This window comes from Pusillimonas sp. NJUB218 (assembly GCF_003788685.1).
Lineage (GTDB): Bacteria > Pseudomonadota > Gammaproteobacteria > Burkholderiales > Burkholderiaceae_B > Neopusillimonas.
In genome coordinates this window covers 87,226-100,737 of sequence record NZ_NQMK01000009.1, presented here as the reverse complement: position 1 = coordinate 100,737, position 13,512 = coordinate 87,226, and the positions used below count along the sequence as shown (strand labels likewise).

Sequence of the window (13,512 nt, the reverse complement as noted above, 5' to 3'; positions counted from 1 at the left end):
TCTGTTGCAAAAGCCGACGAGATCTGCTGCGGGCGCTGGCTACTTAACGTAGGGCGGGTTACGCCAGATCTTGCGCGGGGCCGGCGTACTCGATGATCAATTGTGCGCTGACCATACCGTTCCAGACGTTCTGATCAAGCCGATACGCCGCGTCAATGCACTCGGGCAGGGTTTCGGGGTGATTGAACCAAATGGCGTCGAAGCGCTGGTGGCCGCGCTCCAGGCTCAGTTTCAGGTGCTTGTCTTTTAGAAGGCGTTGATGCCTGACCCAGAACGTATCGCGAAACACAGGCGCGGGGAAGCCGGCGCCCCATACCTGCTGTTGCAACAGCCCGGCAACATCGGCGTTGGCGTAACCGGTTTCCAGCGAGCCGTCGGTTTCGATGATGGGTTCGAAGAATGATTTACCCGACAACGTGCGTACCGCGTCGTCAAACGCCTCTTGAAACTGAGCATAGGCCGATTCACGCAAGGTCAGGCCGGCAGCCATGGCGTGCCCGCCAAATTTCAGGATGGCACCCGGCAAACGTTTGGACACCAGGTCGAGCACGTCGCGCAGATGGACGTCGGGAATAGACCTGCCGGAGCCACGCAGCTCGTCATCGCCGGAACGGGCGAACGCCAGGGTAGGGCGCCAGTAGGCCTCTTTAAGTCGGGATGCAACCAGGCCCACAACGCCCTGATGCCAGTCGGGGTGATACACGCATACGCTGGCGCGTTCAGGTTGGTGTTCGGTCTCCAGGTTCGACAGGGCCTGTTCTTGCATTTCGGTTTCAATGCCACGACGCTGCTGGTTAATGCCGTCAAGTTCGCGGGCCAGCTTTAAGGCGTAGTTTTCGTCGTCGGTAATCAGGCATTCGATGCCCAGGCTCATGTCAGCCAGACGACCCGCTGCGTTGATACGCGGGCCCAAGGCAAAGCCAAGGTCGAATGCACTGGCTTGTACCGGGTTGCGGCCGGCCACGGCAAAAAGCGCGCGAAGGCCGGGCTGCATTTGACCCCTGCGCATTTTGTCGAGCCCCTGCGTGACCAGCAGCCGGTTGTTGCCGTCGAGCTTGACGACGTCGGCGACCGTGCCCAGCGCAACCAGGTCGGCCAGTTGGTCGAGCCTGGGGCCGCCATTGGCCGGGTAGACGCCGCGCGAGCGCAGTTCGGCTCGCAGGGCCAGCATTAAGTAAAAAATAACCCCCACGCCCGCCAGGTTCTTTGACGGAAAGCCACAGCCCGGTTGATTGGGATTGACGATAGCCTGGGCACGAGGCAGAACGTCACCCGGCAAATGGTGGTCGGTTACCAGTACCTCGATACCGGCGGCCAGCGCCGCCTCGACGCCGTCAACGCTGGCAATGCCATTGTCGACGGTAATGAGGATATCGGGCTTGCCCGAGGGGTGGCGTTCGGCCAGGGCGACCACTTCGGGTGACAACCCATAGCCCGTTTCAAAACGGTTGGGCACCAGGTAGTTGACCAGGGCACCCATGCTGCGCAGCGCACGCACGGCGACTGCGCAGGCGGTGGCACCATCGCAGTCGTAGTCGGCAATGACCAACAGCTTCTTGCGCTGATCGATAGCGTCGGCCAGCCATTGAGCCGCCGTGTCGACATGGGTCAGGGTGCGCGGCGGAATCAGGTTGGCCCATTGCTGTCCGGTTTCGTCCGGGCTGCTCACGCCTCTTGCAGCCCAAAGTCGTGCCAGCAAAGGGTGTACGCCGGCGGCAGCGAGTTGTTCTGCGGCTTTGTCGTTGGCCGGACGTGTTACGAGTTTCGGGGTGACCACCAGTGACTCCAGTTGGTGCGGCCTGGCAGCAGGCGCAACAGGCGCTGCCCCAGGCTTGGGGGTTCAAGGGTAACGATACGGTCTTCGCCCAGCAATACCAGGTGCGCATCAGGCCCCAGGCCGGCAACTCGGGTATTGAAGGCGGCCATAGCCTGCAGCCACGCGGCCCAGTCTGATTGCGCAAAGGCGGCTTCTGCCTCGTGCCAGATCTCGAAGCCCCCTGCATCGGGCCGGGTCAGCTGCGCAGGAGATGCGCCGCCAAAAACCCAAAGGCTGTTGATGGGCGCCAACCCCATTTGGGCGCGTTCTTGATTGACTGGGTGTTCGTACCACGTCATTTGCAATTCGTTAACCAGGCGCCGTAATGGCCGGGTGGCCGTGTCTTGTGGCCACCAGTCGTTGACACGCGTGGCGCTGACCAGTTGCGGGCTGACGCTGGCCGGCAAAATGTTGGCAGGCAAAGTAATGCGCCAACGTGCGGCACCGGTGTGTGTCAGTTCGAAACCGGGGGCATCGAACAAGGGTTTGGCGGCCTGGAATAAGGCTAAACTCTGCTCTGGCGTAATCGCCAGTTGCGCAGCAGGCAACAAACCGGCGCCGTCTCGCGACGGCGAGACATGTACCAGTTCGGCAAGCCACACGGCTTGGTCGGGGGCGACAGGAGCTTGCGCCCATAAGGGCCCTAAACCGGCCGACATGTTCTGGCTGTTTTCGGGTAAAAAACCGTGGCGCTGCAGCAGCCAGTATTCCAGGCTGGTGCAGGCGGTGTCCAGCAGGTTAATGTTTGTGCTGCGGGCGTGGCTGCCCTCAAAACGGCGCACAAGGTTAGGCGCTGTTTTTACAAGGTGCGGTGTGAGTTCGCGCGCGGTGCCCGCGTTGGGCAGTGCGCCGGGGATAACGATCTGCATGGTCGTATTGTAGTGTTAATGACAACGTGGTGATCTGACTGATGTCGTATGTTTTCTGGATAGGGGCCCGGTATGCGGGCCTGGCACGTGCCCGCGGGCGAGCTCGTAAGCGCGACCGCTTTGTCTCGTTTATTGCGGGCACGTCGATGGCGGGCATTGCCTTGGGGGTAGCGGCACTTATTATTGTGCTGTCGGTCATGAACGGTTTCCAAACTCAGGTGCGCGACCGCATGTTGTCGGTGTTGCCGCACATCGAGTTATTTGTGCCGAGTGCGTCGCCCATGCAGGTGCTCGAACAGTGGCGGTCTATTGCCGATCAGGCCGCGTCCGCTAATAGCGCTATCACCGGTGAGGCGCCGTTTGTGTCGGCTCAGGCCATGGTCGCGCGCGGCGAGTCTTTGAACGGTGCGCAAATTCGCGGCGTCGACCCGGGGGCCGAAGCCGCGGTGTCCGATCTGCGCGGCCAAATGGTTGCTGGTTCACTCGACAGCCTGACGCCCGGCGCTTTCAATATTGTGCTGGGCAACCAGTTGGCCCGTTCGCTCGGGGTCACTGTAGGCGACACGGTTATGGTTTTGGCGCCTCAGGGGGCCGTATCGCCGGCTGGCTTTACGCCGCGCATGCGGCAGTTTACGGTGGGTGGCGTGTACTCCTCGGGCTATTACGAGTACGACGTCTCGTTGGCCTTCGTTAACGTCGAAGATGCCGCTCGGGTGTTTCGCGACAGCGGTATCAGCGGAGTAAGGCTTCGCATTACAGATATGCAACAGGCGCCGGTGGTGGCGCGCGAGCTTATGCAGGCGTTGCCGCCGTATGTGCGGGCCAGCGACTGGACGCAAAACAACCGAACCTGGTTCGCTGCCGTCCAGACCGAAAAGCGCATGATGTTTTTGATTTTGGCGCTGATTGTGGCCGTGGCGGCCTTCAATTTGTTGTCGTCATTAGTGATGGCGGTTAAAGACAAGCAATCTGATATTGCCATTTTGCGCACCATAGGCGCGACGCCGGGCGACATTGCCCGAATTTTTCTTATTCAGGGGGCTTTGATTGGTGTGGTGGGTACTGCGGTTGGCGTAGGCCTGGGCGCCTTGGTGGCCTACAACATCGACGTGATCGTGCCCTTTATTGAAAACCTCATGGGTATTGAGTTTTTGCCCCAGCAAATTTATTTCATCAGCGAATTGCCTTCCAACCCGCAGCTAAGCGATATGCTGATTATTGGGCTGACATCTTTGGTGATGTCTTTATTGGCCACCCTATACCCCAGCTGGCGCGCTTCGCGTCTTCAACCTGCACAGGTGTTGCGTCATGACTGATGTTGTTCAACAAGCCAATGTGCTCGATGCCGAAAACTTGACCAAGTATTACGAAGAGGGCGGCAGCCGTATCGACGTTTTGCGCGGCGTCAGCTTGCATGTGGCGCCAGGCGAAATGGTGGCCATTGTCGGCGCTTCGGGTTCGGGTAAAAGCACCTTATTGCACGCCTTGGGTTTGCTCGATCAACCCTCGGGCGGCGAAGTGCGCGTTAATAACGAATCTACCGCGGGCTTGTCAGAGGCACGGCGCAGTGCTTTGCGCAACCAGGCTTTAGGTTTTGTGTATCAGTTTCACCATTTGCTGCCCGAGTTTTCGGCGCTCGACAACGTAGCCATGCCATTGATTGTTCGCGGAGAAAAGCGCCCGCACGCACGCGAGCAAGCTGCGGCCGTGCTAGAGCAGGTGGGGTTGTCGCACCGCGTGGCCCACTTCCCCGGTCAGCTGTCGGGCGGCGAACGCCAACGCGTTGCTTTGGCGCGCGCCTTGGTTACCCGGCCGGCTTGCGTGCTGGCCGACGAGCCTACCGGTAACCTCGACAGGCATACCGCGCAGTCTATGTTCGACCTGCTGGTACGCGTCAACCGCGAATCGGGCACCGCCTTTGCCATAGTGACTCATGACCCTGCGTTGGCCGCACTAGCGCACCGGCAACTGTACATGGTCGATGGCCGTCTGGTCGAGGCCGAGCAATACCACGCCACGCATTAACAGACTGTAGGCATACTCTGGTCATGCTGATCGACACCCATTGTCATCTTGACGCAGCCGAGTTCGATAGCGACCGCCAGGCCGTTATTGCGCGGGCTCAGCAGCAGGGCGTTCAAGGTATTGTGTTACCGGCAGTCGAAGTGGCCAATTTCGCTGCCGTGCAAGCATTGGCCCGTGAGTTGAAGGGTGGGGCGTACGCCCTGGGTATTCATCCTATGTACGTGCCGCGCGCGCAAGCGCACGACCTCGACACGCTGGCGCATTGGTTGAGTGCGCATATCAACGACCCGCGTCTGGTCGCCGTGGGAGAAATCGGCCTTGATTTTTTTGTGCCCGAATTGTGCGAGCCCGCCATGCGGGCGAAGCAACAACGGTTTTACGAAGCCCAGCTCGATCTGGCGCATCGGTTTGGTTTGCCGGTGCTGTTGCATGTGCGCAAGTCACAAGACTTGTTGCTGCAGGGGCTGCGTAAGCGCGGGCGCATCGGCGGTATTGCGCACGCCTTCAATGGCAGCTTTCAGCAGGCGGGACAGTTTATAGACCAGGGTTTTGCGTTGGGCATAGGCGGTGCCATGACATTTACCCGCGCATTGCAAATCCGCCGCTTGGCAACACAGTTGCCTTTAGACAGCCTGGTGCTTGAAACCGATGCACCGGATATTGCGCCGGCATGGTTGGGCACGCCTGGCGGGCCGCCTGCCCGAAACGAACCGGCTGAGGTTGCGCATATTGCACAAACACTGGCCGACTTGCGCGACATGCCGGTCGCGCAAGTCATTGAAACCACCTGGCACACGGCGTGTCGTGTGCTGCCCCGGCTGGTGGCATTGCCAGGGCGTTAATGCAGCCCGTTCAGGCGCGCTTCAGTGCTTTCGGGTCGAACCCGGCAATGCGCTTGTAGCGTGTAGATACCTCTTCCAGTTCGTTGGGCGACACAACATCGTGAATGTGTGTAAAGCCCTCGGGCGCCCGTTCATGCGCCATCTGCATCACTTGCTCTGGCCCATTCAGGCGGTTACGCAGGATCAGGCCTGTAGTGGGTGGAACACGGTCGGCCTCGTACTCTTTTAGCGCAGCAGGCACGCTGCGATGTTTGCCCGAAACCACCTTTTGCAGGTGGTCGGCCAGGCAACGTGCGTCGAGAATGGCTTGCGCCGAACCATTAGAACCAATGGGGTACAACGGGTGCGCCGCATCGCCTATTAACGTCGTGTGCCCAAATGACCAGCGCGGCAAGGGGTTCTTGTCGACCAGTGGGAACTCGTACACGGCATGTGTACCGGCGATCAGGGCAGGAATGTCGATCCAGTCCCACTTCCAGCTTTGGAACGGGCCCTCGAACACGCTTTTATCGACGCCGCGATTCCAGTCGGTTTTACTCAGGTCGTAGTCGGGTACGGTCAGTTCCGCGATCCAGTTAATGGCCGTCTTACCGGCCGGCGTCTGGTCGTCCAAAATGGGGTAGGCCACAAATTTGACGTCGGGGTGGCCCGCCATGAACATGGTCTTGCCATCCAGAAACGGTGTCGTGTAGGTGACTGCACGCCACAAAATACGGCCCGAAAACTGGAAGTCGTCATTGGCGGGGTAAAACTGTTTGCGCACCGCCGAATGAATGCCGTCGGCCCCGATGAGTACATCGGCTTTCACGGTATGGCGTGTGTTGGCTTCGCGGTTGACGAAGCAGGCGGTGACGCCGTCTTCATTTTCCTGAACCGATTCAAACGTCATGCCGGTATGTAGTCGGTCGGCGCCAAGGCGTTCGATAACGGCTTGGGCCAGCAGCATTTGCAGTTTGCCCCGATGAATGGACAACTGGGGTACTGGGTAGCCGGCAGCCAGGCCACGTGGTTCTTGCCAAATTTTTTGTCCGTGGCAGTTGTAGTAGTGCAGCGCCGACGTGGCCACCGCGTTGTTACTTAGTGTCTCCAGCAGTCCCAACTGGTCCATTTCGTTGGCAGCGTGGGGCAGCAAATTAATGCCCACACCCAAAGGTTTAAGCTCGGGAACGCTTTCGTAAATCTCGCACTCAATGCCGCGGGCATGCAGCATCAGTGCCAGTGACAACCCGCCAATCCCCGCACCCGTGATGATGACTTTCAATTTTGTTCTCCGTAAATGACGGCGAAATCATAACAAAAGCCGGCGGGTTTGCCGGGGTGGGCAAATGAGCGCGTTGGTGCGCCTTGTCATGCCTGCCGGCGGTTAGCCTGTGCAATTTGGAGTACGACAGGGTGAGAGGGCGGTTGTGTGCGCTAGCAGTACTGGGGGGAACGGCAGCGGCACACCTGTTGCCCCGCATGCCGACGTTGGCCGAATGGGGCACGCTCGTGTTGATGTGCCTGCTTGCCGGTCGCGTCGTGCCGACGCGATGGCGTTGGCTGCTATGGGTACTGTGGATCGGCATCTTCGCATTGGGTATCACAGCCGTGCGTGTCGAATACCGGTTGGGCGATCGACTGGCGGCCACCAACGAAAACAGGGTGTCGCGCGTTGTGTTGCGTATTGCTGGCTTGCCGAAACTGTCGGCTGACGGCCGACAGTTCGAGGCCGAGGTGCTGTCGTCGCAGCCTGAAGGCGTACCGCGACACATTATGGTGACATGGAACGCGCCGGGATATGCCGGTGTTTATGGCCGAAGTAGCGCGCCGCCGGCCGAGTTTCCGGATCTGATCCCGGGGCAGGTGTGGCGTATGGCACTGACCTTGAAGTCGCCGTCGGGCGCCCGCAACCCATCGGCCTTTGATTATGAAGCTTATGTGTTCAGCCACGGAATAAGGGCGTTGGGGGCGGTACGTGGCCGGCCGGCCTACATGCACGACGACGGCTGGGTGGGCATTGCGGGCAGCGCGCAGCGTGCGCGGCATTACGTACGCGATGCCATGAGGCCGTATGTTGATGGCCTTCGGTATGGCGGGGTGTTGTTGGCGTTAACGATCGGCGACCAGGCCAGTATTGGGCCTGCCGACTGGATGATTTATAACCGCGCAGGTCTGACGCATTTAATTTCAATCAGCGGAAGTCACATCACCATGATTGCTGCCATCGGCGGCTTAATGGTGCTGGCCCTATGGAGGCGGGTGCATTGGCGGGGACGTGGTTGGGCTGAACGGGTGCCAGCACAGGTGGCTGCAGCTGTTGCCGCACTGATTGTCGCCTGGCTGTATTGTCTTTTGGCCGGTTGGGGGGTACCTGCTCGGCGAACTTTTCTGATGCTGGCAGTGGTTGCAGCAACTCAAATTCTTCGGGTGCCATTGTCGCTGTCGCGTTTGTTGGCGCTGGTTGCCGTGATCGTCGTGATGCTAGACCCTTGGGCGCTTTTTGCTACCGGCTTTTGGCTGTCTTTTGGCGCAGTGTATGTGCTGATGGCCAGCGCCCAATGGTGGGGGCGCCGTGCGGCAGGCTTTTCCCAAGGGCGCCGGGCCACGGTTTGGTCGGCGGTGTATATGGCAACGGGACTGCAATTGGCCATTACGGCGGGGCTAATGCCTTTGCTGGCCTTGTTATTCAACGATGTGTCGTTGGTGTCGCCATTGGTGAATGCTTATGCGATTCCGGTGGTTAGTTTTATCGTAACGCCCTTAGCGCTGGTGGCCGCTGCGGTATCTATAGCGCCGGGTCTGGAAGCTATCGCGGAGTTGCTGGTATGGGTGGCACACGGTGCGATGCAGTTAATGATGATGCCCACCGAGATGTTGGCGCAGTGGTCATGGGCCAGCGTCTCGGTGGCGTCTGGGCCTAAGATATTGACTGTCTTGGCGGTAGCAGGCTTACTGGTGGCGATTGCGCCCTACGGGCTACCGCTCAGGGCATTGGGCTGGGCGTTCATGGCGCCGGCGTTGTTTTGGGTGCCTGCCCGGCCGGCGCCCGGCAATTGGTCTTTAGTGGCACTTGACGTGGGGCAGGGTAGTGCACTGGTGGTAAAAACAGCGACTCGTACGCTGGTTTTTGACACCGGCGTGCGGCATGGGCCCGACGCCGACGAAGGGGCGCGTACCGTGGTGCCTTATTTGCGCTCTGCTGGTGTTCGATCCGTCGATGTGCTGGTGGTGTCGCATGCAGACGTCGACCACGCCGGTGGTGCGTTGTCGTTGCTCAAAGCCGTTTCTGTAGGGCAGTCGTACACCTCTTTTGCGCTGGATGCCTATTTAGCCCAATCGCAGCGCCTTCTGGGTGACAGTCAGAGGGTCAATATGCCGCTGGCGGCGACGAGCTGTGCGTACGGGGCTAGCTGGCGCGTTGACGGCGTGACATTTTCGTTTTTGTGGCCCTTGCCCGAACAGCAGCCAGAGCGACGGCATGTGGTACCAGGGGCACCCAGGCCGTCGGCTGACAAGAATGTGCGTTCGACTTCAGGCCAGCGTAACCGAAACGCCTGTGTACTGCAGATTCAGGGCCAGCATCATAGTGTGTTGTTGACCGGGGACATCGGTGCCGCAGAAGAGCGTCGTTTACTGGCGCGAGGCTTGGGGCCGACCGATGTCGTGGTTGCTGCGCATCATGGGTCGCGGTTTTCATCGTCGCAGGCTTTTGTCCAGGCGACGCGTCCATTGCATGTCATTTCACAAAATGGTTGGCAGAATCGGTACGGTCACCCCGCGCCGGCTGTACAGCAGCGCTGGGAAGCTGCAGGCGCACACTTTTGGCGAACCGATTGGCATGGGGCCTTGACAGTCGACTCAACGGCTGAGGGCCTGCGTGTTAAGGCTGAACGCGTGCAGTATCGTCGCTACTGGCAGCGCAATGTCGCTTTGCCCCATGGTGACTGAACCCGGCCTGTATAAATATAGAAAAGAACTCATATAAAATGAATTTTCAATTGCCCCAGGACACCTTCAATGGCTGTAGCCGCACCCCTTAACGTCGACCTTCACTGTCACTCATCGTTTTCCGACGGCGTGCTCGCGCCCGAGGCGCTGGCGCAGCGCGCGTGCAAGCAGGGGGTGCAGGTGTGGTCTTTAACCGATCACGACGAACTGGGTGGATTGGGGCCGGCGGCCAAAGCAGCGGCCGACCATGGCTTACTGTTCATCCCTGGGGTAGAAATTTCGGTGTCGTGGGCGCGTCAAACCGTGCACATTGTGGGGCTGAATATCGACCCGGAAAACGCCGGTCTGGTCAATGCTTTGAACGAGTTGCGCGGCTGGCGCGAAAGCCGTGCCCGCGACATGGGCGACAAATTGGCTACTTTGGGGTTTGACGGCTGCTATGAAGGCGCCTTGACCTATGCCGACAACCCGCAATTGCTGAGCCGTACGCATTTTGCGCGTTACATGGTAAGCCGGGGCTGGTTCAAGACCATGCAAGAGGTGTTCGACCGCTATCTGGGCGATGGTAAACCAGGCAATGTACCTACCCGTTGGGCCTCGCTTGAAGACGCCGTTGGCTGGATACAGGCAGCGGGTGGGATGGCGGTTATTGCGCACCCGGGCCGCTACAAGTTTGACGACACCCAGTTCGATGCCCTGTACGGGGTGTTTCGTGACGCTGGGGGGCAGGGTATTGAAGTGGTCACGGGCAGCCACCGGCCCGACCAATACGCCATTTACGCGCAAATAGCAAAGCACTATGGCTTCAAGGCGTCGCGTGGGTCCGACTTCCATTCGCCAGACGAAAGCCCGGTCGACCTGGGCGCTTTGCCCCCGTTGCCGCAGGGTTTAAAGCCGGTATGGGCCGACTGGGTGTAGGGCGCAGGCCCGGCCTGCGGCTTGGGCCTAACCCGCGTTAGGCGGGGTGTGCTCGTCGGTAGGGGTCGGGTCGTTCTGACGGGCGTAATTATTGCCGAAAACACTCATGTAGGTGGGGTAAAAGCTACAGTACAGCACGGCGGCAATCAACAGATTGACGGGGGTCATGAGCAGTTGTGCGGTGGCGGCCGACAAGCCCAACTGCATCAAAAAGCCATCAGCAAACTGGGCGCCCAAGAATATTACGGCCCAACTGACGCCATACAGCAAAAACGGCCATTTATTGCGCCAGCAGGCTACCATCGAAAAGAACAGCGCTTGCGTCATGCGAATATGATGCCAGCCCACTAGCGCCGGGGCATGCCAGAAGAAGGCCGAAATCAGTACATAAATAACAGCAAACGTAATAAATGGCCCCTGTACGGCCTGCAGTAATGCCGCTTCGTCGATGCGACCGTCGGTATTAACGGCCGCCATCAGGCTGTCTAAAAAGGGTACGGTGGCGATCAGGCCGCCCAGCAGGCAGCAAGCCAAGTAGGCTAGCCCTAGCCGAAACAGCCCCTTGCGGGCGACGGCGTCGCGCATGGGGGCCAGCCACATGCCGGGCATTATTTGCCGTCCGGCTTCGATGTGACGGCACGCGTTCAAGGTAATAAAGGTCAGCGACGGCATAGCGGCAATAAGCGCCATCTGGCCGAACAGGGGAATAAGGTATGTGATGGTAATCAGCAGCCCCGTAACCAGGCTCCAGAAGAACATGGCCATGGGCTGGCGCTTGAACAGCTGGATACCGTCGTTGATCCATTGCCAACCGGCGGAGTAAGGAAGAATGGCGGCTTGCATGCGCGGTAAGTTTCCAGTTACGGTAAAAATTGTCGGTGCTCGGGCAAAAACGCCAATGCGCTGTTTTAACCCAGAGCGCGTTGCCGTTTAACCTGTCAGTGCAGGGGCGTGGGCCCGGCGAGCAACAAGTACGCGCTCGAAGTGGGTGGGGTCGTGCGGCTTTAGGGTTTGGGCAGGCCGGGGCAAGAAAAAATCGTACAGGCGCGATACCCAGAACCGCAGGGCAGCGGCTTGCAGCATAAACGGCCAGGCGGCTTTTTCGGCATCGGTAAAGGGGCGGACAGCCGCATAAGCCGATAGCCAGGCGTTGAGCTTTTCGGTGTTGAAACTGCCGTCGTGGCGGTTGATGCACCAATCGTTGACGCTGACGGCTACGTCGAACAGCCAGGTGTCGCAGCCGGCAAAGTAAAAGTCAATAAAACCGCCCATGCGGGGGCTTTCGAACGTGCCGTCGAACAAAACGTTGTCGCGGAACAGGTCGCAATGGGCCGGGCCCGAGGGCAGTTGCTGGTAGGTGCTGGTTTGCGCGAATTCTGTTTGTTCGCGCAATACGGCCTGGATAAGCTCGGTCTGTTCGCCGTTTAAAAACGGCAGCACCTGCGGAATAGTGGCTTGCCACCAGGCCAGCCCACGCAGGTTGGGCTGGTGAATACCGAACGACTGCCCGGCCAGGTGTGTGCGGGCGAGGGTTTCGCCAGCCAGCGCGCAGTGGCGTGCGCTGGGGTCGGGCTCGTAGCCGCCATTCAGGCGGGTAACAATGGCACAGGGTTTGCCATGCAGTTTGCCAATACGCAGGCCGTCGCAATCGGTTTGCGGTTCGGGCACGGGTATGCCCTGTTCGGCCAGGTGGTGCATCAGTTCGATATAGAACGGCAACTGTTCAAAGGTCAAGACCTCGAAAATGGTCAAGACATATTCGCCCTGTGTGGTCGTTAAAAAATAGTTGGTGTTTTCGATACCGGCGGTGATGCCGCGCAACGAGACCAGTTCGCCCAGCGAATAACGGGAAAGCAGGTGTTGTGCGTCGGAGTCGGAAACAGGGGTAAAAACGGCCATGGCGCGAATAAAAAGTTTAAGGTTGCGTCGTCAAAGGGCCGATTTTAGTCTACCCGCTGCAGCCTGTGACCCGCAGGCGTTAAAATTTTGGGCATTCTCTTCAAACAGGTCTTGTTGTGACAGATTCTTCAGGCGCCATTCGGCGCGGGCACCCGGGCTGGCGCTTGTGCGTCGCCCCTATGATCGACGTAACCGATCGCCATTGCCGGTTCTTTCATCGGTTGCTGGCGCCGCATGCCCGTTTGTACACCGAGATGATTACGACGGGTGCGATTGAAAACGGGCAGTTGCCGCGCCTGCTGGATTTCGACCCGGCCGAACACCCGGTGGCCCTGCAGCTTGGCGGAAGTGAACCCGATGCGCTGGCGCGCGCTGCCCGCATTGGCGAGCAGTGGGGCTACGACGAGATCAACCTGAACTGCGGTTGCCCTTCAGAGCGGGTGCAAAAAGGGGCGTTTGGTGCTTGTTTGATGGCCGAACCCCGCTTGGTGGCCGATGGCATCAAGGCCATGCAAGATGCGGTGTCGGTACCCGTGACGGTCAAGCACCGCCTTGGCCTGGACTACAACGAATCGTATGATTTCGTGCGCGACTTTGTGGGCGAAATCTACAACACCGGATGTCGAGTGTTTATTGTGCATGCGCGTAATGCCGTGCTTAAGGGGTTAAGCCCGAAAGATAATCGCGAAATTCCGCCGTTACGTTACGAGGTGGCGACGCGACTGAGCGCCGATTTTCCCGATGCCGTCGTGGTGCTCAATGGCGGGATTGCGCAAGCTGAACAGGCGGGGGCTTTGCTGGACCAGTTCGATGGTGTGATGCTGGGGCGTGCAGCCTGGCACGACCCGGGCGTGCTGTCTGACATCAGCCGGCTATGCTGGCCCGATACTCCGGTGGGCACACGGCAAGCGGTTGTGTCGGCCATGATGAACTATGCGGCGCAACAAGTGGCCCGGGGCGTGCCGTTGCGCGTGGTGGTCAGGCCCATGCTGGGATGGATGACAGGGCTTTATGGGGCGCGTCGGTGGCGCCGTATGCTGTCTGACCCTAACCTGTTGCGTGCAAACGACCCGGCCGTTATTGCAACCGCGTTGGCTCAGGTCGAGGTACCCAGCGGCCAGTAGTAACGCACGCAATGCACGGTGACAAGATATACAGCGTATTTTCGTGTCGTGGCAGGCATAACAATGCCTTAAAGCAAACGGGGGCATGTTGC

The 13,512-nt window shown here is 59.5% G+C and carries 11 protein-coding genes; 6 read left to right on the top strand and 5 right to left on the bottom strand.

The window, feature by feature from the left end:
- Positions 1-58: 58 nt before the first annotated feature.
- Positions 59-1,777 (bottom strand): single-stranded-DNA-specific exonuclease RecJ, encoded by a 1,719-nt coding sequence (gene recJ, locus CHR62_RS12345; RefSeq protein ID WP_123661132.1) that lies wholly within the window; start codon positions 1,775-1,777, stop codon positions 59-61.
- On the bottom strand, positions 1,756-2,685 hold the full coding sequence (locus CHR62_RS12340) for a hypothetical protein (protein WP_123661131.1): 930 nt from the start codon (positions 2,683-2,685) through the stop codon (positions 1,756-1,758). The genes recJ and CHR62_RS12340 overlap by 22 nt, the downstream gene beginning before the upstream one ends.
- A 41-nt stretch (positions 2,686-2,726) precedes the next feature.
- Between CHR62_RS12340 and CHR62_RS12335 the strand changes: the two genes are divergently transcribed.
- The 3 genes from CHR62_RS12335 to CHR62_RS12325 are packed head-to-tail and all read left to right on the top strand — an operon-like array spanning position 2,727 to position 5,552.
- On the top strand, positions 2,727-4,001 hold the full coding sequence (locus tag CHR62_RS12335; RefSeq protein ID WP_093971405.1) for a lipoprotein-releasing ABC transporter permease subunit: 1,275 nt from the start codon (positions 2,727-2,729) through the stop codon (positions 3,999-4,001).
- Positions 3,994-4,710: an ABC transporter ATP-binding protein gene (locus CHR62_RS12330; RefSeq protein ID WP_123661130.1), complete on the top strand. Its 717-nt coding sequence runs from the start codon at positions 3,994-3,996 to the stop codon at positions 4,708-4,710. Before CHR62_RS12335 ends, CHR62_RS12330 begins: the two co-directional genes overlap by 8 nt.
- Positions 4,711-4,733: 23 nt before the next feature.
- A complete protein-coding gene (locus tag CHR62_RS12325; protein WP_123661129.1) occupies positions 4,734-5,552 on the top strand; it encodes a TatD family hydrolase in 819 nt (272 codons plus the stop codon).
- 10 nt (positions 5,553-5,562) lie between these two features.
- On the opposite strand, the gene CHR62_RS12320 is transcribed toward CHR62_RS12325, so the two are convergent.
- The gene (locus tag CHR62_RS12320) at positions 5,563-6,813 is read right to left on the bottom strand and encodes a flavin-dependent oxidoreductase (protein ID WP_123661128.1); all 1,251 of its coding nucleotides are present in this window, start codon (positions 6,811-6,813) and stop codon (positions 5,563-5,565) included.
- Positions 6,814-7,010: 197 nt separating this feature from the next.
- Here CHR62_RS12320 and CHR62_RS12315 point away from each other — a divergent pair, with 197 nt between their 5' ends.
- Both CHR62_RS12315 and CHR62_RS12310 read left to right on the top strand, forming a co-directional pair.
- Entirely contained in the window at positions 7,011-9,479 is a 2,469-nt protein-coding gene (locus tag CHR62_RS12315) for a DNA internalization-related competence protein ComEC/Rec2 (protein WP_158609126.1), read from the top strand.
- A 69-nt stretch (positions 9,480-9,548) separates the two neighbouring features.
- Positions 9,549-10,397, top strand: a complete 849-nt coding sequence (locus CHR62_RS12310; protein ID WP_123661126.1) for a PHP domain-containing protein — start codon at positions 9,549-9,551, stop codon at positions 10,395-10,397.
- A gap of 27 nt (positions 10,398-10,424) precedes the next feature.
- Here CHR62_RS12310 and CHR62_RS12305 read toward each other — a convergent pair whose 3' ends face one another.
- Together CHR62_RS12305 and CHR62_RS12300 are read right to left on the bottom strand one after the other, a co-directional pair.
- Positions 10,425-11,240: a BPSS1780 family membrane protein gene (locus tag CHR62_RS12305; protein WP_199722941.1), complete on the bottom strand. Its 816-nt coding sequence runs from the start codon at positions 11,238-11,240 to the stop codon at positions 10,425-10,427.
- Positions 11,241-11,327: 87 nt separating this feature from the next.
- Positions 11,328-12,296, bottom strand: coding sequence for a homoserine kinase (locus CHR62_RS12300; RefSeq protein WP_123661125.1), 969 nt, complete (start codon positions 12,294-12,296; stop codon positions 11,328-11,330).
- A 137-nt stretch (positions 12,297-12,433) separates the two neighbouring features.
- On the opposite strand from CHR62_RS12300, the gene dusA reads away from it, so the two are divergent.
- Entirely contained in the window at positions 12,434-13,420 is a 987-nt protein-coding gene (gene dusA / locus CHR62_RS12295) for a tRNA dihydrouridine(20/20a) synthase DusA (protein WP_255416211.1), read from the top strand.
- Positions 13,421-13,512: the final 92 nt, after the last annotated feature.